We start from the raw sequence: 21,906 nt of genomic DNA, 5'->3' as shown, positions 1-21,906 counted from the left end.
GATAGAGACGTCATGTTCAAGCGAAACACCTTAGGCCTCGGAGGCACCGCCCTGTGCGGTGCCCTGCTGGTCAGCGGCTGTGCCAATCACATGTCACAACGCAGCGAGCACGAAGAGCGGGTCGAGCGAAAGCTGCTCGACCATAGCCTGCAGATCGATGTCGGTGAGCCTAAGGCGCTTGAGCTGCCGCAGCGACGCGTGAAGATCAACGAGCAGAAGACTTTTGAAGTCACCGAGTTCGAAGTCACCCGTCGCTACGATCGCTACACGCCTTACCAGCCTTGGCGGGAGGTCTACGAGATTCCGCTGGGCGCGGTGGCCGTAGTCGGTGGCGTCGGCGCCAACGTAGTCAATGTGTTCGCCCTCGGCAACCTGCCGGACAGCGTCACCAAGGACTGGCTGAGCTACGGTTTCGCCGGGCTCAATCCGTTCATGAACGTGCAGTCCAACGGTCGCGCGCAACAGAATCTGGCGGGTATCGATGAAGTCCAGCGCGACAAGCGCACGGAGTATTCGAGCCTGCCGTGGAGCGAGCGGCCGGTGCAGGTCAAGGCTGGCAAGCAGACCTTTGACATGACCACCGATCGTAATGGCGTGCTACGTCTGAACCTGCTCGACAGTCCGTTTGCCGAAAATGACCTCAATCATGTTGGCAAATTGCAGATCAGCGTTGAAGACGCCAAGGATGACGTGCATTCGGATTCGTCGCTGCTGATCAGCAGCCATCTGCGCGGCAAACTGCTGGAAGCACACGGGCTGATTTATGACGATCTGGAAGACGACGAAGTGAGCCAGTGGGTGCACCGGGTCAAACGCCTGTCGGAACTGGGTCTGGAAGAAGAAGCCAGCGAACTGGAACAAAGCCTGATCGAACTGACGCGTAACGATCCTGAGTTGCAGACTGAATTTCTCAAGTCGCTGACCAAGGATGCCGGGCGCCTGGTTGCGGATCCGGGACCGAATTAAAAGCTGAAAGCTTCGCGAGCAGGCTAGCTCCCACAGGGTGGAATACATTCCAAATGTGGGAGCTAGCCTGCTCGCGAAGAGGCCCTGACAGACACCGCAAAACTACCGCTCAAACAACTCCATCTGCTCAAACCCTCCGCGCAAATCCTCAAGCCGCACCCCAACCCCCAACAACCGCACCGGTTTCCCGCCGCGATTGAACGCCTGCGTCAGCATCAACTGATAGCTGCCCAGATCCCGCCCTGCCCCGGCTTGCTCCAGCGTCGTCTGGGTAAAGTCATGAAACTTCACTTTGACGAACGGCTTGCCCGGTCGATAACTGCTGTCGATCCGTGCCATACGGGTTTTCAGGGTTTCCAGCAGCTCTGGCAGCTTATCCAGGCAACTGCGCAAGTCCGGCAGATCAACGTCGTAGGTATTTTCCACGCTGATCGACTGACGCCGACTGTCGTTGTGCACCAGCCGGTCATCGACCCCACGGGCGAGACTCCACAGTCGCTCGCCAAAACTGCCAAACTCTCGCACCAGCGCCAGCTTGTCCCACTCGCGCAACTGCGAGCAATCAACGATGCCGAGCTTGCCCAGCTTATCGGCCGTGACCTTGCCGACACCGTGCAATTTGCTCACTGGTAAACCACTGACAAAGTCTTCGACCTGGTCCGGCGTGATCACAAACAAACCGTTGGGCTTTTTCCAGTCGCTGGCGATTTTGGCCAGAAACTTGTTTGGCGCCACACCAGCAGACACGGTGATATGCAATTGATTGGAGACTCGCCGACGGATGTCTTGGGCAATCCGCGTGGCACTGCCGCCGAAATGCGCGCTGTCCGAGACATCCAGATAGGCTTCATCCAGCGACAGCGGCTCGATCAGGTCGGTGTAATCACTGAAGATCGTATGTATTTCTTTCGACGCTTCGCGATAGGCGTCCATGCGCGGCTTGACGATGGTCAGGTCCGGACACAATTTCAGTGCATGCCCAGACGCCATTGCCGATCGCACGCCATAGGCACGCGCCTCATAGTTGCAGGTGGCGATCACCCCGCGCCGGTCTGCCGAACCACCCACCGCCAACGGCTTGCCGGCCAGGCGCGGGTCATCGCGCATCTCAATGGCGGCGTAGAAACAGTCGCAGTCAATGTGAATGATTTTTCGCTGAGTCATGTCAGAAAAGGAAACGTGGCGAGCCGGACCGGCAGTATCTCACTGGCACCTGTATATAGCACCAGTGGTATGAATGTTCTTTCCCGGCGGTAGGAAATGTCCTTTGAATTTATTTTCTCAATCGACGAGCGGCCTCCAATAGAGCTGAAAGCCTTGCTCCGCCTGCCCTGCAGCGTGAAAAACACCCGAGAAAAAACGCTAACCGATTGAACCTCAACAGATTTTATCCAGATTGCGGGTTGACACCCCGGCGTTCCTCTGTAGAATGCCGACACACAGACGCGGGATGGAGCAGTCTGGTAGCTCGTCGGGCTCATAACCCGAAGGTCGTCGGTTCAAATCCGGCTCCCGCAACCAAACATCAAAAAAGGCTACTCGAAAGAGTGGCCTTTTTTGTGCGCGTCTGTTTTGTCGATTTCCTCCTCTTATAGAGAAGCAATCGCCAAACAGGAATTCTTTGCACTTCCGAAGCTTAACGCGCTACCTGCGACCGTTTGACGCTATTTCACACTTATTTGACCCTTTCCGGGATTAGCGGTTGACACCCCGTCGTTCGTCTGTAGAATGCCGCCACACAGACGCGGGATGGAGCAGTCTGGTAGCTCGTCGGGCTCATAACCCGAAGGTCGTCGGTTCAAATCCGGCTCCCGCAACCAAACATCAAAAAAGGCTACTCGAAAGAGTGGCCTTTTTTGTATCTGTTGAAAAAGTCCTTTCGCAACAATGATCTGTCACTGTGCAGTGAACCGCTTGGGATCTTCAGAAATACTGACTTGCGACTATGCTTGAGTCGCAGGCAAGACGTCTGCAATCCAGGAACTGCCCTCGCCGATACCCGGTGAGAGGCGTAGTATTTTGTGATTATTTTTTTCTACAGGGATTGGTAACTTGGCTGGATACCTCCATCCTGTCGCGCACAATCCAAGAGGTGATTGATGCGCGCCAACTCGTCTGATCCACAAGACACCGTCACAGCGGAACATCCGATCAAACCCGAGCGTTTGCGCTTGCTGGATCGGTTGAGCAAATACCGGCAACCGATTGGTCTGGCGGTGACTTTGCTGCTGTTCGCCATTGCGCTGATTGCCTGCCGTCATCTGCTTGCCGAACTCGATCTCGATGCACTGCACGACTCGATTCTCGACGTGCCGAAACCCGCCCTGCTCGGTGCGTTCGGCGCGACCGTGGTCGGCTTCATTATTCTCCTGGGCTATGAATGGTCGGCCAGCCGTTATGCCGGAGTGACATTGCCGCCGCGCACGTTGGCGCTGGGCGGCTTCACCGCGTTTGCGATTGGCAATGCGATCGGTCTGTCGCTGCTGTCCGGCGGCTCGGTACGCTACCGCTTATATGCACGACTGGGTCTGGGCGCGTCGGAAGTCGCGCACATGACCTTGTTCGCCAGTTTGTCGCTGGGCTGTGCCTTGCCGCCGCTGGCCGCACTGGCAACGCTGAGCGACCTGCCTGCTGCCTCTCAGGCGCTGGGTTTGTCCGAAGGCCTGCTCGGCACAGTCGCCGCTGTCGTGCTGGCGCTTGGCGCGGTACTGGCTATCGGCATCTACCGTCGGCGCCTGCCGGAACAACCGTTGCGCGACAACCTGCTGGTCAGGGTTGGCCGCCGCACGTTGCGCTTGCCGGGTCGACGCCTGACGTTCCTGCAACTGATCATTACCGCTCTCGACGTTGCGGCGGCTGCCACCGTTCTCTATCTATTGCTGCCGGAAGCGCCACCGTTCGGCGCGTTCCTGCTGGTGTACCTGCTGGCACTGGCTGCTGGCGTACTCAGCCACGTACCCGGCGGCGTCGGTGTGTTCGAAGCAATTCTGCTGGCCGCTTTCGCCGACAAGCTCGGTGCCGCGCCTCTCGCCGCTGCGCTGCTGCTGTATCGCCTGATCTACGTGGTGCTGCCGCTGCTGGTCGCGTGCGTATTCCTGCTGATCAACGAAGGTCAGCGCCTGTTTCAGACTCAGACCATGCGCGCTGCGTCTGGTCTGGCAGCACCGATTCTGGCGGTGCTGGTGTTTCTGTCCGGTGTGGTGCTGCTGTTTTCCGGCGCCACTCCCGAGATCGACACACGTCTGGAGCACATCGGCTTTCTGATTCCACATCGTCTGGTCGACGCTTCGCACTTCGGCGCCAGCCTGATCGGTGTGCTCTGCCTGATGCTCGCTCAGGGCCTGCGTCGTCGCCTGTCTGCAGCGTGGATGCTCACCACCATTCTGTTGCTGGTCGGCGCCCTGCTCTCGCTGCTCAAAGGCTTCGACTGGGAAGAAGCGACGCTGATGACACTGACGGCTGCGCTGCTCGGTGTGTTCCGTCGCTCGTTCTATCGCCCGAGCCGCCTGACCGAACTGCCCTTTTCGCCGCTGTATCTGGTGGCCAGTCTCTGTGTGCTGGGTGCATCGACGTGGCTGCTACTGTTCGCCTATCAAGACGTACCTTATAGCCATCAACTGTGGTGGCAGTTCACCCTCGATGCTGACGCGCCGCGTGGCCTGCGCTCGCTGCTCGGCGCTGCGGTGTTATTGCTGGTGATCGCGCTGACCTGGCTGCTGCGCACCGCGCGCCCGGTCATTCACTTGCCGACGCCTGACGAACTCGATCGCGCGGCGAAGATTCTGATGGCCTCGTCGCAACCCGACGGTGGCCTCGCGCTGACCGGTGACAAGGCGCTGCTGTTTCACCAGAACGACGAAGCGTTCCTGATGTACGCACGCCGTGGCCGCAGCCTTGTGGCGCTGTACGACCCGATCGGCCCTGGCCAGCAACGCGCCGAGATGATCTGGCAGTTCCGCGACCTCTGTGACATTCACCACGCTCGCCCGGTCTTCTACCAGGTGCGCGCGGAGAACCTGCCGTACTACATGGACATCGGCCTGACCGCGATCAAACTTGGCGAAGAGGCCCGGGTCGATCTGCATCGCTTTGACCTGGAAGCCAAGGGCAAAGAGATGAAGGACCTGCGCTACACCTGGAACCGTGGCACCCGCGACGGCCTGTCGCTGGAAATCCATGAGCCGGGTCAGGCGCCGATGGATGAGCTGAAAGTGATTTCCGATGCGTGGCTGACCGGCAAGAACGTGCGTGAGAAAGGCTTCTCCCTCGGCCGTTTCAGCGACGAATACCTGAAGCATTTCCGCATCGCGGTGATTCGCTTCGAAGGCCGCCCGGTGGCGTTCGCCAACCTGCTCGAGACTTACAGCCATGACCTGGCCAGTCTCGACCTGATGCGCGCACACCCGGACGCCCCCAAGCTGACCATGGAATTCATGATGGTCGGCCTGATTCAACACTATAAGAGTCACGGATACGCGCGCTTCAGCCTGGGCATGGTGCCGTTGTCGGGGTTGCAACCCCGGCGCGGTGCACCGCTGACCCAGCGTCTGGGCTCGATGGTTTTCCGCCGTGGTGAGCAGCTGTACAACTTCCAAGGCTTGCGCCGCTTCAAAGACAAGTTCCAGCCTGACTGGGAACCCCGTTATATGGCCGTGCCCGCCGGACTCGATCCGCTGGTGGCGCTGGCCGACACTGCTGCCCTGATCGCGGGCGGCTTGACTGGATTGGTGAAACGCTGATGATTCAACGCTCCCTGAAGTACATCCTGGCCGCACTGATCGTGCTGGCCGTGATTGCCGGCGGCGGTTACTGGTACCTGAAACGCCCGGCACCGGAACCGACCGTAGAACAGCTGACCCCGGCCGATGGCGCCGCCATGACCCGCGTCATTCCCGGCACCAAGCCCAAGGCGCAGGTGCTGGTAGCCGTCAACGACGACCAGAAACTCAGTGAAAAACAACTGACCACCCTGAGCCGTAGCGCTTCGGCACAGATCGTTCAGGTGATTCTGCCGAAAGACTGCCTGCTGCAAAGCCGCGCCCTGCAATCGGGTCTGCGTGAACTGAATGGCCCGGCCACCCTGGTCAGCGGTATCGGCCCGGGCGCCGTGCTGGCCTGGCGCTGGTTGGCGGAACAGAAAGACGACAAGGCTCAAGCCATCTCCGTGGACTTGGCCCTGGAAAAAGGTGGCTGCACCCATCTGCTGCCAAAATCCGCCGCCCACGGCCACTGGCTGGCCGCCTGGAACGACAACCCGGATGACGCCAGCGCAGGCTTCGTACGCGATCAACCGAACGCCGAAACCAGCATCAGCGACTACGACATCAACCTGCCGCAAGTGCTCAACAACGAACTGCGCAAGATCCTCGTCGGCGGCGACAAAGCCAACGGCGGTCTGGCAATTCCGGTGGTTGAAGTGCCGGCCGGTCAAGCCAAAGACACCGTGACCCTGTTCCTCTCCGGCGACGGCGGCTGGCGCGACCTCGACCGCGACGTGGCCGGTGAAATGGCCAAGATCGGCTACCCGGTGGTCGGCATCGACACCCTGCGCTACTACTGGCAGCACAAGAGCCCGGAGCAAAGCGCGCTGGACCTGACCGAACTGATGCAGCACTACCGGCAGAAATGGGGCACCAAACGTTTCATCCTCACCGGTTACTCGTTCGGTGCCGACGTGTTGCCAGCGATCTACAACCGCCTGCCGGACACCGAGCAGCAACGTGTAGACGCAATCATCCTGCTGGCCTTCGCCCGCACCGGCAGCTTCGAGATCGAAGTCGAAGGCTGGCTGGGTAACGCCGGCAAAGAAGCCGCCACTGGCCCGGAAATGGCCAAGCTGCCAGCGGCCAAGGTTGTGTGCATCTATGGTGAAGAAGAAACGGATGAAAGCGGCTGCACGGACAAGACTGCAGTGGGTGAAGCGGTGAAACTGCCAGGCGGCCACCACTTCGACGAGAACTATCCGGCGCTGGCCAAGCGTCTGGTGGACTTGATCGAGAAGCGCCAGAGCAAGGACTCGGTCGCCGAAGAGTGATCTGAGCCACGCCCACAAAAAGCCCCCGCAACTTCACAGTTGCAGGGGCTTTTTACATCTCGGACGATTAACCCGTTCCCCTGTAGGAGTGAGCCTGCTCGCGATAGCGGAGTGTCAGCCACCTAGTTGCCAACTGACACACGGCTATCGCGAGCAGGCTCACTCCTACAAGGAATTGCGTGTCCGACGTGTAGTTTTGTTTACTTCCAGTCTCGCAATATCGGATGACGCCCACAGACCTTGTAGGCAAACTCCGAAACTCCTGTTCGGGCGCTGTGCCGCTCTATTGCGCTGTTTTTTGACGGGATACTCTCCGGACGTCGCTGACCCATTCAGCGATCGGGTGTGGTAACCCGGTTAGGCAAAGTGCAACAGTGCCTCCATCACGACATCAGGTGTTCTTTTACGCCTGTAATTCACTGTCATGGCAGCTGTACGTGGGAGACCTTCGGGTCTGCCGGTTTCTTTGCTCTCCCGGTTTACCACCCTGCGTACAGCTGCCACCCATTCGTGTGGTAACGAATGAGGCAGCTCCTCGTTTTAGGGAGTAAAACAATGAGCAAAGAAATTCCGTCAATGCCTTCAGACCTTACAACCATCGGCTTCACCCCTTTCCTCTACAACTCGGATCAAGCGTTCTTCAATGTCCGCGCTGGCATCCCGATCATCGATGCCTTGTCCCAATCCTCCGACCTGCTATCCCTCGTCAAATCCTTCGCCGAGGATGCGGCCTTCATCAAAGACACCGACCGCCATGCCTGGGCTGCGCATTACCTGACGGTGATGGGCAAGGCTTTGCTTGATGATGTGATCCAGGCGTTGGTGCCACGACCTGCGCGGACGAAGACCGAATCAGAAACCGAACGGGCTGAACCCACCTCATAACCTTGTGGGAGCTGGCTTGCCAGCGATGGCGGTGATTCAGTCGACATTGATTCTGAATGTGCCAGCCTCATCGCTGGCAAGCCAGCTCCCACAGGGGATTTGTGGTGGATTTGAGGTTTATCAGCGGACACAAAAAAGCCCCCGCCAGCCACTAGGCCAACGAGGGCTTTTCAGTTGATGTCAGGTTTACATCTCCACCTGCGTCCCCAACTCAATCACCCGGTTCAGCGGCAGATTGAAGAAGCGCAAATTGCCATTGGCATTCTTCAACATGAACGCAAACAACGCCTCACGCCAACGCGCCATCCCCTCAAGTTTCGAAGCAATCACCGTTTCCCGGCTGAGGAAGTAGGTGGTGCGCATCGGGCTGAAATCCAGATCATCCAGATGACACAGCTTCAGCGCCTGCGGCACGTCCGGCTCGTCAGTGAAGCCAAAGTGCAGGATCACCCGGAAGAAGCCCTCCCCGTGCGCTTCGACCTCGAAACGCCGCGATGGCGGTACGCGCGGGATGTCTTCGTAGACCACCGTCAGCAACACCACTTGCTCATGCAGCACCTGGTTGTGCAGCAAGTTGTGCAACAACGCATGAGGCACGGCGTCGGAGCGCGCGGTGAGGAACACGGCGGTGCCCTGCACACGATGCGGCGGTTGCACGCGGATGCTGCTGATGAAGATCGGCAGCGGCAGCGCGCCTTCGTCTAAGCGTTCGACCAGCAGCTGTTTACCGCGCTTCCACGTAGTCATCAGCACGAACAGCGCGATACCGGCGATCACCGGGAATGCACCGCCCTGAACGATCTTCGGCACGTTGGCGGCGAAGTACAGGCCGTCCACCAGCAGGAAGCCGAGCAGCACCGGCACGGCGAGGATCGGTGGCCATTTCCACAGCAGCAGCATTACCGCCGACACCAGAATGGTGGTCATCAGCATGGTGCCAGTCACCGCCACGCCGTAGGCCGAGGCCAGTGCGCCTGAGGATTCGAAGCCCAGCACCAACAACACCACGCCGACCATCAGCGCCCAGTTCACCGCGCCAATATAGATCTGGCCTTGCTCGTCGCTGGAGGTGTGCTGGATGTACATGCGCGGAATATAGCCGAGCTGAATCGCCTGCCGGGTCAGGGAGAACGCGCCGGAAATCACCGCTTGCGAGGCGATCACCGTGGCCATGGTCGACAGGCCGACCAATGGAATCAACGCCCAGCTCGGTGCCAGCAGATAGAACGGGTTACGCGCTGCTTCCGGGTTGTCCAGCAGCAAGGCGCCCTGACCGAAGTAGTTCAGCACCAGCGCCGGCAGCACGAGGATGAACCAGGCGCGGGCGATCGGCTTGCGCCCGAAGTGGCCCATGTCGGCGTACAGCGCCTCGGCACCGGTTAGCGCCAGCACCACGGCGCCGAGGATCGCCACGCCCATGCCTGGGTGCACCGTGAAGAAACGCACGGCCCATAGCGGGTTCATCGCATGCAACACTTCTGGCGTGTGGCTGATGCCATACACACCGAGGGCGCCGAGGACGAGGAACCAGGTGACCATGATCGGCCCGAACAGGATGCCGATCCGCGCCGTACCGTGTTTCTGAATCAAGAACAGCGCGACCAGCACCACCAGCGACAGCGGCACCACCCAATGGTCGATGCCATCAAATGCCAGCCCCAGCCCCTCAATCGCCGACAGCACGGAAATCGCCGGGGTGATCATGCTGTCGCCGTAAAACAGCGCCGCGCCGATCAGTCCGCAGACCACCAATAATGAACGCAGCTTCTTGCGATGCCCCGCCGCACGACGTGCCAGTGCGGTGAGCGCCATGATGCCGCCCTCGCCCTGGTTGTCAGCGCGCAGCACGAACATCATGTATTTGATCGACACGACCCAGATCAGCGACCAGAAGATCAACGACAGAATGCCCAGCACGCCGTCGTGGTTGACCGGTACGCCGTAACCGCCGGAAAACACTTCTTTAAGGGTGTACAACGGGCTCGTGCCGATGTCGCCGTAAACTACCCCGACCGCCGCGACCAGCATGCTCAGCGGCTTGGAGGCCGAACCCTCGGCGCCTGCCGCATGACTACTTGCCTGACCCATCCAACACTCCTGATTTTAGAACCGGCTTCTTTGAATGAAGCACTATGCTTTGTGGTGCAGCATGCGCCGTTTTACCTGTTGTTACAGACGTTTTGTTGACTGTAAAAAATCGGTAAAGCTCCACGGCGCGAAGCATAGCGCAGCACTCGTCGTATTTCCCTGCATAAAGCTGGTCAAGTGCGTTGCTCGCCGCTAGAATTGCGCACTTTTTGATCAGAGGCGCGCCCTAAGCGCCCGTCCGTCGGCTTTCGCATCAAGAAAGCGATGTCACAAAATACCGAGGTTAGACATGTCCACCACTCCTGCGCCGGCCAATCCAAAGGTTGGCTTTGTATCTCTGGGTTGCCCGAAGGCACTGGTCGACTCCGAGCGCATCCTGACTCAGCTGCGCATGGAAGGTTATGACGTGGTGTCCACCTATCAGGACGCCGACGTTGTAGTCGTCAACACCTGCGGTTTCATCGATTCGGCCAAGGCTGAGTCGCTTGAAGTGATCGGCGAAGCAATCAAGGAAAACGGCAAGGTCATCGTCACCGGTTGCATGGGCGTGGAAGAAGGTAACATCCGCGACGTACACCCGAGCGTGCTGGCCGTGACCGGTCCGCAGCAGTACGAGCAAGTGGTCAACGCCGTGCACGAAGTCGTGCCGCCGCGTAAAGATCACAACCCGCTGATCGACCTGGTGCCGCCGCAAGGCATCAAGCTGACCCCGCGTCACTACGCCTACCTGAAGATTTCCGAAGGCTGCAACCACAGTTGCTCGTTCTGCATCATCCCGTCGATGCGCGGCAAACTGGTCAGCCGCCCGGTGGGTGATGTGCTCGACGAAGCTCAGCGTCTGGTCAAATCCGGCGTTAAAGAGCTGTTGGTGATCTCGCAAGACACCAGCGCCTACGGCGTCGACGTCAAGTACCGCACCGGGTTCTGGAACGGCGCTCCGGTGAAAACCCGCATGACCGAACTCTGCGAAGCCCTGAGCACCCTCGGCGTCTGGGTCCGTCTGCACTACGTTTACCCGTACCCGCACGTTGACGAACTGATCCCGTTGATGGCCGCCGGCAAGATCCTGCCGTACCTGGACATCCCGTTCCAGCACGCCAGCCCGAAAGTTTTGAAGTCGATGAAACGCCCGGCGTTCGAAGACAAGACCCTGGCGCGCATCAAGAACTGGCGCGAAATCTGCCCGGATCTGATTATCCGTTCGACCTTCATCGTCGGCTTCCCGGGCGAAACCGAAGAAGACTTCCAGTACCTGCTGAACTGGCTGACCGAAGCTCAGCTCGACCGCGTCGGCTGCTTCCAGTACTCGCCGGTTGAAGGCGCTCCGGCCAATGATCTGGATCTGGAGATCGTTCCAGACGACGTCAAGCAGGATCGTTGGGATCGCTTCATGGCGCACCAGCAGGCGATCAGCTCGGCGCGCCTGCAAATGCGCATCGGCCGTAAAATCGAAGTGCTAGTGGACGAAGTTGACGAGCAAGGCGCGGTTGGCCGCTGCTTCTTCGATGCCCCGGAAATCGATGGCAACGTGTTTATTGATAACGGCAGCAATCTGAAGCCGGGCGACAAGGTCTGGTGCAAGGTGACTGACGCTGACGAATATGATCTGTGGGCTGAGCAGATCTGATCTGATCTGGTCTGGATCTGAACGTCAAAAGCCCCTCACCCCAGCCCTCTCCCGGAGGGAGAGGGCGCTGACCGTGTTGTTTTTCGAGGTACATCGACCTGAGCTGTCCGGTCGGACTCAGGTTTGAAAAGCACGAAGATCAGCTCCCTTCCCCCTCGCCCCCTTGGGGGAGAGGGTTGGGGTGAGGGGGAAGGCAGACACCGCAACAAATACAGAAAAGCCCCGCTCTTTTTCCCAGATGTGGGGCTTTTTTACGGCTATCGTTTAGCGGGGGACGGACTCCCTTGAAACGGACAAGAGGCAGACGGGCATGCGTCACCATTCGGTCATCCATACGCCGAAACTCAGCGATTATCAGGAACTGACCCGGGTCTGGGAGGCCTCGGTCCGCGCCACCCATGATTTTCTGCCGGACAGTTACATTGAGCTGCTGCGTAATCTGGTGCTAACGCGTTATCTGGATGCGGTGATGTTGATCTGCACCAAGGACGCCGACCAGCGCATCACCGGGTTCGCCGGGGTAGCAGCAGGCAAGATTGAAATGTTGTTCATCGATCCCGACCATCGCGGCCAAGGGTTGGGCAAGAAACTGCTCAACTACGCGATGCAGCACCTGAATGCCGATGAACTCGACGTCAACGAACAGAATCCGCAAGCGCTGGGCTTCTATTTCAAGCAGGGGTTCGAAGTGATCGGCCGGTCGGCGGTGGATGGCATGGGCCAGCCGTATCCGTTGCTGCATATGCGTTTGCGCCAAAACCAGCAACGCTCAAGCAACGGCTGACACAACCAAAAACAACTGTGGGAGCTAGCCTGCTAGCGATGCAGGCGCCGCGGTCCGTCAGATACACCGCGGTGATGCAATCGCTAGCAGGCTAGCTCCCACAGGGAATTGCGAACAGCCTGTAAATGGAACCGGGCTTAACCGGCGCCACACAGGTACAATGCCCACCCCTTTTTTGTTACGGCCCTGTCATGACTGACCCGATTCGCCTCTCCAAACGCCTCATCGAACTGGTCGGTTGCTCCCGCCGGGAGGCCGAGCTGTTCATCGAGGGCGGCTGGGTCACCGTGGACGGCGAAGTGATTGACGAGCCGCAATTCAAGGTCAGCGACCAGAAGGTCGAGCTCGACAAGGACGCCCAGGCCACCGCGCCGGAGCCGGTGACCATCCTGCTCAACGCGCCGGCCGGTATGGACGTCGAGACTGCCATGCAGTCGCTCAGCGCCGAAACCCTCAGCGAAGAGCACCGTTACAGCAAGCGCCCGTTGCGCGGGCACTTCCTGCGCCTGACCGCCAGCGCCGACCTGCAAGCCAAGGCCAGCGGTCTGCTGGTGTTCACCCAGGACTGGAAAATCCTGCGCAAGCTCACCGCCGACGCCGCGAAGATCGAGCAGGAATACGTGGTCGAAGTCGAAGGTGACATGGTCGCCCACGGCCTCAACCGCCTGCAGCACGGCCTGACCCACAAGGGCAAGGAGCTGCCACCGGTCAAGGCCAGCTGGCAGAACGAAAACCGCCTGCGCTTCGCCATGAAAAACCCGCAGCCGGGGATCATTGCCCAGTTCTGCGAAGCGGTTGGCCTCAAGGTCATCGGCATCCGCCGTATCCGCATCGGCGGCGTCTCGATCGGCAAAGTCCCGGTCGGCCAATGGCGCTATCTGTCCGGCAAAGAGAAGTTCTAAGACTTCCACTGCCGCCACACATTCCGGCAGCGCGCCTGCGCGCTGCCCACAACGCTTATCAGGATTACCGACATGATTCATAACGACGTATTGCGCAGCGTGCGCTACATGCTCGACATCAGCGACAAGAAAGTGGTCGAGATCATCAAACTTGGCGGCATGGACGTAGCGCTCGCTGACGTGCTGACCTGGCTCGACAAGAAAGAAGAAGACGAAGAAGGTTTCGTGCGCTGCCCGGACGAAGTCATCGCGCACTTCCTCGATGGCCTGGTGATCTTCAAGCGTGGCAAGGACGAAAGCCGTCCGCCGCAGCCGATCGAAGTGCCGGTGACCAACAACATCATTCTGAAAAAGCTGCGCGTGGCCTTCGAATTGAAAGAAGACGACATGCACGCGATCCTCAAGGCGGCCGAGTTTCCGGTGTCCAAGCCTGAGCTGAGCGCGTTGTTCCGCAAGGTTGGCCACACCAACTATCGCCCGTGCGGCGACCAGTTGCTGCGCAACTTCCTTAAGGGTCTGACCCTGCGCGTTCGCCCGGCCTGATCCCCCCTGCGGTGGCGACTGATGGTCGCCGCCGCAGCGCATGACCGTTCATTCCTTTCGAAAATAGTGGCTCCGCTTTTTGCGGCTGACGACTAGGGTGTACTGACCCCTAATCCTCAGGACTCGCCATGCACCCGTATTTCTCCCTGCAAGGCCGCACCGCTCTGGTGACCGGCGGCACCCGTGGTATCGGCAAAATGATCGCCAAAGCCTTTGTCGAGGCTGGCGCGCGTGTCTATGTCTGCTCGCGTGACGCTGAAGCGTGTCATCAAACCGCCGAAGAACTCAGCGCCCTGGGCAAATGTCATGGCATCGCCGCCAACCTGGCGACGGAAGAAGGCGTACAGGAGTTGGCCGCGCGCCTGGGCGAGCAAATCACCCATCTGGATATTCTGGTAAACAACGCAGGCACCACGTGGGGCGCGCCGCTGGAGAGTTACCCGGTGAAGGGCTGGGAAAAGGTCATGCAGCTCAACGTGACCTCGGTGTTCACCTGCATCCAGCAGTTTCTGCCGCTGTTGCGCAAGGCCGGCTCGGCGGCGAATCCGGCGCGGATTATCAACATTGGTTCGGTGGCGGGGATTTCTTCCTTTGGCGAGCAGGCGTATGCCTACGGGCCGAGTAAGGCCGCCCTGCACCAATTGTCACGGATTCTTGCGCGGGAGCTGGTGAGCCAGCACATCAACGTCAACGTGATCGCGCCGGGGCGATTTCCGAGCAAGATGACTCAGCATATTGGCAATGATCAGCAGGCGTTGGCTGAGGATACGGCGTTGATTCCGATGAAGCGTTGGGGGCGTGAAGAAGAGATGGCGGCGTTGGCGATCAGTCTGGCGAGTACGGCTGGGGCTTATATGACCGGGAATATTATTCCGCTGGATGGTGGGTTCAGCCTCTGAGATCGGCGGTGCGCCTATCGCTGGCAAGCCAGCTCCCACAGGGTTCTCGAGTGGCTACATAATCCAAGTACACCACAAAAACCTGTGGGAGCTGGCTTGCCAGCGATGGCGTCAGCCCTGCCAGCACCAGACTTTAGACGGGACGGGTTATCATGCCCACCCTGCCCCCGCTTCGAATGCAAACCATGACTTACAGCGTCTCCCCCGTCGGCTTCGTGCGCTCCTGCTTCAAGGAGAAATTTGCCATCCCCCGCCAGCCACAACTGGCCCCCGCCGCCCGTGGCGTGCTGGAACTGGTGGCGCCGTTCGATCAGGGTGACGCGGTGCAGGGTCTGGAACAGGTCAGTCATGTCTGGCTGCTGTTCCTGTTTCATCAGGCCCTTGAAGACAAACCGCGCCTGAAAGTGCGCCCACCACGCTTGGGCGGCAACAAATCCATGGGCGTGTTCGCCACCCGCGCCACTCACCGACCGAACGGCATCGGCCAATCCGTGGTGAAACTGGACAAGGTCGAAGCCAATCGGCTGTTCATCTCCGGCATCGACTTGCTCGACGGCACACCGATCCTCGACATCAAACCCTACGTGCCTTACGCCGACATCATTCCCGACGCCACCAACAGCATCGCCAGTGCGGCGCCGCAATTGATTGAAGTGCAGTGGACGGACTCGGCGCTGAAACAGGCGCACACCCACGCTCAGCGGCTTGATGAGCCGTTGATTGAGCTGATTGAACAGTGCCTGGCCCAGGATCCGCGCCCGGCCTATCAAACTCCGGCGCCGGAACGCGAGTACGGCGCACAGTTCTGGGATCTGGACGTGCGCTGGCATTACCCGACGCCTGAGCAGATCCGCGTGCTCGAAGTCATTCCCGCCACAGCCTGAGACCTCGGTCAATGTAGGGAAATGTTCGGGCATAAAAAAGCCCCCATTGCCTGCAAAGGCAATGGGGGCTTTTTCAGTGGGGCTTACTTCTCGACGAACGCACGCTCGATCAGGTAATCACCCGGCTCGCGCATCCGCGCCGAGATCTTCAGGCCGAAGCTGTCGAGCACTTCGCTGGTCTCGTCGAGCATGCTCGGGCTGCCGCAGATCATCGCGCGGTCGTCCTGCGGGTTGATCGGTGGCAGGCCGATGTCGCTGAACAGCTTGCCGCTGCGCATCAGATCGGTCAGACGGCCCTGATTCTCGAAAGGCTCACGGGTCACGGTCGGGTAATAGATCAGCTTGTCACGCAGCGCTTCGCCGAAGAACTCGTTCTGCGGCAGGTGCTCGGTGATGAATTCGCGGTAGGCGACTTCGTTGACGTAACGTACGCCGTGGACCAGGATCACTTTTTCAAAGCGCTCGTAGGTTTCCGGATCCTGAATCACGCTCATGAACGGCGCCAGACCGGTGCCGGTGCTCAGCAGGTACAAGTGCTTGCCCGGGTTCAGGTCGTCGAGCACCAGGGTGCCGGTAGGCTTTTTCGAGATGATGATCTCGTCGCCTTCCTTCAAGTGCTGCAGCTGCGAGGTCAGCGGGCCGTCCTGCACCTTGATGCTGAAGAACTCCAGATGCTCTTCCCAGTTCGGGCTGGCGATCGAGTAAGCGCGCATAAGCGGGCGGCCGTTAGGCTGTTGCAGGCCGATCATCACGAACTGACCGTTCTCGAAGCGCAGGCCCGGATCGCGGGTGCACTTGAAGCTGAACAGAGTGTCGTTCCAGTGATGAACACTGAGGACACGCTCGTGGTTCATGTTGCTCATGTACGTTTGACTCCTGGAGATTGGGTCTGCGCTGGCTTTTGAAGGCGACGGTGCGCAATTGCATCGCATTCTAATAGCGACGACAATATCTGTTAACTGGATTATTAAGATAAGGGTTATCGGTTATATCGATATGCGATTTACTCTCCGTCAACTGCAAGTCTTCGTCGCCGTCGCCCAGCAGGAAAGCGTATCCCGTGCTGCGGGTCTGCTCAACCTCTCGCAGTCGGCCGCCAGCACCTCGATCACCGAGCTTGAGCGCCAGTCCAGCTGCCAGCTGTTCGACCGCGCCGGCAAGCGACTGAGCCTCAACGCCCTCGGTAAACAGCTGCTGCCGCAGGCGGTGGCCCTGCTCGATCAGGCCAAGGAAATCGAAGACTTGCTCAACGGCAAATCCGGTTTCGGCTCACTGTCGGTGGGCGCGACGCTGACCATCGGCAATTATCTGGCGACGCTTCTGATCGGCAGCTTCATGCAGCGTCACCCGGAAAGTCAGGTGAAGCTGCACGTGCAGAACACGGCCAATATCGTGCAACAAGTCGCCCACTACGAAATTGATCTGGGTCTAATCGAAGGCGATTGCAGTCATCCGGACATCGAAGTGCAGAGTTGGGTCGAAGATGAGCTGGTGGTGTTTTGCGCGCCGCAGCATCCGCTGGCGCAACGCGGCAGCGCGACCATGGAAGAGTTGACCCATGAAGCGTGGATTCTGCGCGAGCAGGGTTCCGGCACGCGACTGACCTTCGATCAGGCCATGCGTCACCATCGCAGCGCGCTGAATATCCGTCTGGAGCTGGAACACACCGAAGCGATCAAACGCGCGGTGGAGTCGGGGCTGGGGATTGGCTGCATTTCACGCCTGGCGCTGCGTGATGCGTTCCGGCGCGGCAGTCTGGTGCCGGTGGAAACGCCGGATCTGGATCTGGCGCGACAGTTTTACTTCATCTGGCACAAACAGAAGTATCAGACTTCGGCCATGCGCGAATTTCTCGACCTGTGCCGCGCTTTCACCGCTGGGGTGCAGCGCAGCGACGAGATCGTTTTGCCGACGATCGCTTAAAGCAGAATCACTGCCCACACCAGCGCGATCATGCTCAGCGCGACAAATTGCGCGGCGCTGCCCATGTCCTTGGCGTTTTTCGACAACGGGTGCAGTTCCAGCGAGATGCGGTCGATGGCCGCCTCGACTGCCGAGTTCAGCAACTCGACGATCAGCGCCAACAGGCACACCGCGATCAACAGCGCTTGCTCAACGCGGCTGACATTCAGAAAGAACGTCAGCGGAATCAGCACGACATTGAGCAACACCAGCTGACGAAAAGCCGCCTCACCGGTGAAGGCTGCGCGCAGACCGTCCAGCGAGTAACCGGAGGCGTTGAGAATACGTTTCAGGCCGGTCTGGCCCTTGAAAGGTGACATAAAGTAGAAACCAACCAAAAAGGAGTGGGAAAGCTAGAGCAACAAAAGTCAAAAAAGCGTGAAGACGCCAGCCATTATTGGCTCGGAATTGACTCAAGTTGTTGCAGCAGTAAAGCCGCTTGCGTGCGAGTGCGCACATTCAGCTTGCGAAAGATCGCCGTGACGTGGGCCTTGATGGTCGCTTCCGACACGCTCAGCTCATAGGCAATCTGCTTGTTCAGCAAGCCTTCACAGACCATGGTCAACACGCGAAACTGCTGCGGGGTCAGGCTAGCGAGGCCATCGCTGGCAGCTTTGGCTTCGTCGGAAACGGCGACAGCTTCGAACGCCTGCGGAGGCCAGAACACATCGCCGTCGAGCACTTTGCGCACCGCTTGCTGAATCACGCTGAGGTCGCTGGACTTGGGAATAAAGCCACTGGCGCCAAACTCACGGGATTTGACCATCACCGAAGCCTCTTCCTGCGCCGAAACCATCACCACCGGAATCTGCGGGTACTGCCCGCGCAGCATGACCAAACCGGAAAACCCGAAAGCGCCGGGCATGTTCAGGTCCAGCAGGACCAGATCCCAGTCAGCCTTTTCGGTCAGGCGAGATTCCAGCTCGGCGATGCTCGCCACTTCTACCAAACGCACATCCGGGCCAAGGCCCAGCGTCACCGCTTGATGCAGAGCACTACGAAACAGAGGGTGGTCATCGGCAATCAGGATGTCGTATGTGGCCATTTTTCAAATGATCCTGTTTTTGATGGCAGACCCGGTGCATTCCGGTCTGGCCAAAGCAACTCAAGATGTCGCTCTCAAGCGATATCCACAGGGGCACGTTCAACGCCAATCAACAGCAAACACGGCGTTTCAAACCTTGGCCGCACCCTAATCGGCGCCAAGCATGCCCAGCGAAGACGGGGTGGTCAAGCAGCACGGCCGCTGGCTTGTACAGTATGGGCCACTATTGGGCCAACTCCGGCTGCGGCTTTCGTATATAGGGCAGCAACTCGGCATGAGCGGGGGTGGCTTCATTCATTTCCAACTGTTGTTTGGCGCCGAGGTAATGCTGGCTGAACACGTCGAAATAGGCGTCCAGCGCCGAGGCGGCGTCGCTGTCACCCGCGAGTTCCAGGCACAACGCCGCGACTTCGGCGGTGCACAAATGCTCGCTGCGGGTCGAACGGCGCAAGCGGTATCGCGAAAGTTTATCCGGCAGCAGACTGAGGATCGGCAGACGGTCGAAGTACGGGCTCTTGCGGAAAATCTTTCGTGCTTCGGTCCAGGTCGCATCGAGCAAAATGAACAGCGGCCGCTTGCTGTTATCGATCGCGACGGTGTTGGTCACTCGCGACGGTTCAACGTATTCGCCGGGAAATACCAGATATGGCTGCCACTGCGGATCGTTGAGCAGCGCCAGCATCTGCGGATCGGGCTCGGTGCGCGACCAGATAAACGCATGGTTATCGCGCACGACGTCGGCAATCAGCCAACCGGTGTTGCTCGGTTTGAACACTTCCTTGCCGGTCATGATCAGGCATACGCCCGAACGTGTTTCAACACTCGGTCGCCAGGCGCACAGGCAATGGCTGATGATCACCCGGCAGTCGCGACAACGCTCAGAGCGAAAACCTCGGGCCTGAATCGGCTTGATGCCTTCATCTTCGCGCTGGTCACGCAGACGAGCGACAGCGTTGGGGGCATGGTTCATCGCGGATAACGCCGAAAAGCAGGAAAACTCGACACGAACAACACTCGGCAGGGCAATAAAGGCCGGCAGTTTACCAGAGCGACGGGCACAAGCCTGTACCCTCCCGACCGGCTCCCCTATAATTCGCCGCCACTGAACGCACAGTCACGTGGCTGGTCGAACCACCAGTCACTGAACCAGGAGAGTTTCATGCTGCGCCTTATCGTTCCCACCGCTGCCATTCTGCTGGCGTCGTCCTTCACCGCTCAGGCTGCCTCCCTGAGTGAGCAGAATCTGAACCGCGAGCTGCGCAACGTCGCCGCCCAAAGCAGCGTCGGCACGCCACGCGCCATCAGTGAAGACATTCTTGATCAGGGCTTCACCGTTGAAGGCACGCAGTTGATCAACCACCTGAGCGTGCAGAAGAGCCATGCCGACAAGATGCGCGCGGACCCTAAAGCCGTGTATTTCCAGTTGGGCGCTTCGGTCTGCAACAACCCGTCGTTTCGCAAGCTGATGGCCAAGGGCGCGATCATGCGTTACGACTTCACGGAAGTGAAAACCAATAAAGCGATCGGCTCCGCCAGCTACCAGGAATCGGATTGCCCGAAAGCCGGTCCGGCGAAGAAGAAGTAATCATCGCGAATTGGCGCGCCGCTGTTCATCCTCGGCGCGCAGTTCGGCCAGCAAGGCCTGTAAATAGTGCGAACGGCGCTCGCCGCCCGCCAACCGCCGGCAGCACTCCTCTTCGAGACTCAGATGATTGGTCTCGGCTGATGCCTTCAACATTCGATACAGCTGCGTATCGATCTCCAGAATCACTCTGGCCATGTGTCCCGCCTCCTTGCCACCCGCAAATCCTTAATAGCGTGCACCTTGACGCAAAGCTGTCGTACGGCGCCTGTACGTTAGTTAATCAGAGGGATTGCCGCTCGGCGCACGTTCGGACGAGCGGTGACGCAACGGCGGAAAATCAATAAACGGTTGCCAGCCAAAACCTTGCAGCGCAATGATCAAGTCAGCGCGATTGCGCGCAAGGGTCTAGATTCAGAGTATTCCCGATCACTTTTCAACGGCAGGAAAGGAACTGCCGATCGTGTGTTTTTTGCAGCGCGGCACTGACGCCGCTCGTCAGGGCCATCCGCTCTGTGCAGAAGGAGACGTTGAATGCCTTACCAACCGAATGACCTCTTGAGCCGTCATTTTCAGGAAAGCGGTCCCGACCTCATCAGCCAGGTCGAAGCACAACTCAACCGTGTTTCCCCCAACAGCCCGAACATTCCCATCTACCGCGACATGATCCTGACCGTGCTGCGCATGGCCCAGGAAGATCACAACCGCTGGAACGCCAAGATCACCCTGCAGGCCCTGCGCGAACTGGAGCAGGCGTTCAGGGTGCTGGAGCAATTCAAGGGTCGACGCAAAGTCACCGTATTCGGCTCGGCGCGCACGCCGGTTGAACATCCTTTGTATGCCATGGCCCGAGAGCTCGGCGCGGCGTTGACGCGCTCGGACATGATGGTCATCACCGGTGCCGGGGGCGGCATCATGGCCGCCGCCCATGAAGGTGCCGGCCGCGATCATAGCCTCGGTTTCAACATCACCCTGCCCTTCGAACAGCATGCCAACCCGACCGTCGACGGTACCGGCAATCTGCTGCCTTTCCATTTTTTCTTCACGCGCAAGCTGTTCTTCGTCAAAGAGGCTGACGCACTGGTTTTATGCCCGGGCGGGTTCGGCACACTGGATGAAGCGCTGGAAGTACTGACATTGATCCAGACCGGCAAAAGCCCACTGGTGCCGGTGGTGCTGCTGGATGCGCCGGGCGGCACGTTCTGGCAAGGCGCGATAGACTTCATCCGCCAGCAACTGGAGACCAACCGCTACATCCTGCCAACCGACATGAAGTTGATGCGACTGGTTTACACCGTTGAGGAAGCGGTGGAACAGATCAATCAGTTCTACAGCAACTTCCACTCCAGTCGCTGGCTCAAGCGTCAGTTCGTGATTCGCATGCATCACAAGCTCAGCGAGCAGGCACTGGAACACATGCAGGAAGCCTTTGCGGATCTGTGCCTGAGTGACCGGTTTCATCAACACGACTACAGCGGTGAGGAACACGATGAAGCACAGTTCAGCCATCTGGCGCGGCTGGCCTTCGCCTTCAATGCCCGCACTCACGGGCGCCTGAGGGAGCTGATCGACTACATCAACCTGCCGGAAAACTGGGCGGATTCCAAACCGCAAACGGCGCAACGTTCGCGCGAACCCTCCAAGGTAATTTGAGGGCAAAAAAAAACGGCCCGCTATTTCCATAGCGGGCCGTTTTTATTGAATC

General features: G+C 59.2%; 21 protein-coding genes and 2 tRNA genes. 16 read left to right on the top strand and 7 right to left on the bottom strand.

The genetic code is table 11. From position 1 onward, the window contains the following. Positions 1-12 precede the first annotated feature (12 nt). Positions 13-966: a hypothetical protein gene (locus ACZ0A4_RS01210; protein WP_463572735.1), complete on the top strand. Its 954-nt coding sequence runs from the start codon at positions 13-15 to the stop codon at positions 964-966. Between the two features lie 102 nt (positions 967-1,068). On the opposite strand, the gene dinB is transcribed toward ACZ0A4_RS01210, so the two are convergent. Further along, on the bottom strand, positions 1,069-2,130 hold the full coding sequence (gene dinB / locus ACZ0A4_RS01205) for a DNA polymerase IV (protein WP_463572733.1): 1,062 nt from the start codon (positions 2,128-2,130) through the stop codon (positions 1,069-1,071). A 280-nt stretch (positions 2,131-2,410) separates the two neighbouring features. On the opposite strand from dinB, the gene ACZ0A4_RS01200 reads away from it, so the two are divergent. From ACZ0A4_RS01200 to ACZ0A4_RS01180, 5 genes are all read left to right on the top strand, one after another. Beyond that, positions 2,411-2,487: transfer RNA gene (locus tag ACZ0A4_RS01200), tRNA-Met, on the top strand. A gap of 222 nt (positions 2,488-2,709) precedes the next feature. Further along, a tRNA-Met gene (locus ACZ0A4_RS01195) sits at positions 2,710-2,786 on the top strand. 279 nt (positions 2,787-3,065) lie between these two features. Further along, positions 3,066-5,705, top strand: coding sequence for a bifunctional lysylphosphatidylglycerol flippase/synthetase MprF (mprF, locus tag ACZ0A4_RS01190; protein ID WP_463572731.1), 2,640 nt, complete (start codon positions 3,066-3,068; stop codon positions 5,703-5,705). Then, entirely contained in the window at positions 5,705-7,000 is a 1,296-nt protein-coding gene (locus ACZ0A4_RS01185; RefSeq protein ID WP_463572729.1) for a virulence factor family protein, read from the top strand. The genes mprF and ACZ0A4_RS01185 overlap by 1 nt, the downstream gene beginning before the upstream one ends. 555 nt (positions 7,001-7,555) lie before the next feature. Then, complete coding sequence (locus ACZ0A4_RS01180; RefSeq protein WP_463572728.1) at positions 7,556-7,885, top strand: DUF3077 domain-containing protein; 330 nt, start codon at positions 7,556-7,558, stop codon at positions 7,883-7,885. A gap of 186 nt (positions 7,886-8,071) precedes the next feature. Here the strand turns inward: ACZ0A4_RS01180 and ACZ0A4_RS01175 are convergent, their stop codons facing one another. Next, complete coding sequence (locus ACZ0A4_RS01175) at positions 8,072-9,913, bottom strand: potassium transporter Kup (RefSeq protein ID WP_463577472.1); 1,842 nt, start codon at positions 9,911-9,913, stop codon at positions 8,072-8,074. A gap of 349 nt (positions 9,914-10,262) precedes the next feature. Between ACZ0A4_RS01175 and rimO the strand changes: the two genes are divergently transcribed. From rimO to tsaA, 6 genes are all read left to right on the top strand, one after another. Continuing rightward, complete coding sequence (gene rimO, locus ACZ0A4_RS01170; RefSeq protein ID WP_463572726.1) at positions 10,263-11,600, top strand: 30S ribosomal protein S12 methylthiotransferase RimO; 1,338 nt, start codon at positions 10,263-10,265, stop codon at positions 11,598-11,600. Positions 11,601-11,910: 310 nt separating this feature from the next. Further along, the gene (locus ACZ0A4_RS01165) at positions 11,911-12,384 is read left to right on the top strand and encodes a GNAT family N-acetyltransferase (protein ID WP_463572725.1); all 474 of its coding nucleotides are present in this window, start codon (positions 11,911-11,913) and stop codon (positions 12,382-12,384) included. A 191-nt stretch (positions 12,385-12,575) separates the two neighbouring features. Next, positions 12,576-13,286, top strand: coding sequence for an rRNA pseudouridine synthase (locus tag ACZ0A4_RS01160; protein ID WP_463572724.1), 711 nt, complete (start codon positions 12,576-12,578; stop codon positions 13,284-13,286). A gap of 72 nt (positions 13,287-13,358) precedes the next feature. Next, positions 13,359-13,829: a YehS family protein gene (locus ACZ0A4_RS01155; RefSeq protein ID WP_053117744.1), complete on the top strand. Its 471-nt coding sequence runs from the start codon at positions 13,359-13,361 to the stop codon at positions 13,827-13,829. A gap of 128 nt (positions 13,830-13,957) precedes the next feature. Then, positions 13,958-14,728: an SDR family oxidoreductase gene (locus ACZ0A4_RS01150; protein WP_242204804.1), complete on the top strand. Its 771-nt coding sequence runs from the start codon at positions 13,958-13,960 to the stop codon at positions 14,726-14,728. Positions 14,729-14,904: 176 nt separating this feature from the next. Continuing rightward, the gene (gene tsaA / locus ACZ0A4_RS01145; protein WP_463577470.1) at positions 14,905-15,612 is read left to right on the top strand and encodes a tRNA (N6-threonylcarbamoyladenosine(37)-N6)-methyltransferase TrmO; all 708 of its coding nucleotides are present in this window, start codon (positions 14,905-14,907) and stop codon (positions 15,610-15,612) included. A gap of 83 nt (positions 15,613-15,695) precedes the next feature. Here tsaA and fpr read toward each other — a convergent pair whose 3' ends face one another. Continuing rightward, positions 15,696-16,475: a ferredoxin-NADP reductase gene (gene fpr / locus ACZ0A4_RS01140; RefSeq protein ID WP_007908723.1), complete on the bottom strand. Its 780-nt coding sequence runs from the start codon at positions 16,473-16,475 to the stop codon at positions 15,696-15,698. 133 nt (positions 16,476-16,608) lie between these two features. Between fpr and ACZ0A4_RS01135 the strand changes: the two genes are divergently transcribed. Beyond that, the gene (locus ACZ0A4_RS01135; RefSeq protein ID WP_038358063.1) at positions 16,609-17,535 is read left to right on the top strand and encodes a LysR family transcriptional regulator; all 927 of its coding nucleotides are present in this window, start codon (positions 16,609-16,611) and stop codon (positions 17,533-17,535) included. Here ACZ0A4_RS01135 and ACZ0A4_RS01130 read toward each other — a convergent pair. Both ACZ0A4_RS01130 and erdR read right to left on the bottom strand, forming a co-directional pair. Beyond that, a complete protein-coding gene (locus tag ACZ0A4_RS01130) occupies positions 17,532-17,894 on the bottom strand; it encodes a diacylglycerol kinase (RefSeq protein ID WP_003222276.1) in 363 nt (120 codons plus the stop codon). The genes ACZ0A4_RS01135 and ACZ0A4_RS01130 overlap by 4 nt on opposite strands. Before the next feature lie 74 nt (positions 17,895-17,968). Continuing rightward, positions 17,969-18,619 carry a response regulator transcription factor ErdR gene (gene erdR, locus ACZ0A4_RS01125; protein ID WP_397482953.1) on the bottom strand — a complete coding sequence of 217 codons (651 nt, stop codon included), beginning with the start codon at positions 18,617-18,619 and terminating at the stop codon, positions 17,969-17,971. Here erdR and ACZ0A4_RS01120 point away from each other — a divergent pair. After that, positions 18,612-18,770, top strand: a complete 159-nt coding sequence (locus tag ACZ0A4_RS01120) for a hypothetical protein (RefSeq protein WP_463572721.1) — start codon at positions 18,612-18,614, stop codon at positions 18,768-18,770. The genes erdR and ACZ0A4_RS01120 overlap by 8 nt on opposite strands. 72 nt (positions 18,771-18,842) lie before the next feature. On the opposite strand, the gene ACZ0A4_RS01115 is transcribed toward ACZ0A4_RS01120, so the two are convergent. Then, on the bottom strand, positions 18,843-19,589 hold the full coding sequence (locus ACZ0A4_RS01115) for a tRNA-uridine aminocarboxypropyltransferase (RefSeq protein WP_463572720.1): 747 nt from the start codon (positions 19,587-19,589) through the stop codon (positions 18,843-18,845). A 189-nt stretch (positions 19,590-19,778) separates the two neighbouring features. Between ACZ0A4_RS01115 and ACZ0A4_RS01110 the strand changes: the two genes are divergently transcribed. Continuing rightward, positions 19,779-20,204, top strand: coding sequence for a PA3611 family quorum-sensing-regulated virulence factor (locus ACZ0A4_RS01110; RefSeq protein ID WP_008077172.1), 426 nt, complete (start codon positions 19,779-19,781; stop codon positions 20,202-20,204). On the opposite strand, the gene ACZ0A4_RS01105 is transcribed toward ACZ0A4_RS01110, so the two are convergent. Then, positions 20,205-20,399 carry a hypothetical protein gene (locus tag ACZ0A4_RS01105; protein WP_034154934.1) on the bottom strand — a complete coding sequence of 65 codons (195 nt, stop codon included), beginning with the start codon at positions 20,397-20,399 and terminating at the stop codon, positions 20,205-20,207. 336 nt (positions 20,400-20,735) lie between these two features. Here ACZ0A4_RS01105 and ACZ0A4_RS01100 point away from each other — a divergent pair, with 336 nt between their 5' ends. Beyond that, positions 20,736-21,854 carry an LOG family protein gene (locus tag ACZ0A4_RS01100; protein WP_463572719.1) on the top strand — a complete coding sequence of 373 codons (1,119 nt, stop codon included), beginning with the start codon at positions 20,736-20,738 and terminating at the stop codon, positions 21,852-21,854. Positions 21,855-21,906 lie beyond the last annotated feature (52 nt).

Source organism: Pseudomonas sp. AC172, assembly GCF_979258595.1.
The sequence above is the reverse complement of the archived record's forward strand: the minus strand, read 5'-3'. Positions and strand labels throughout refer to the sequence as shown.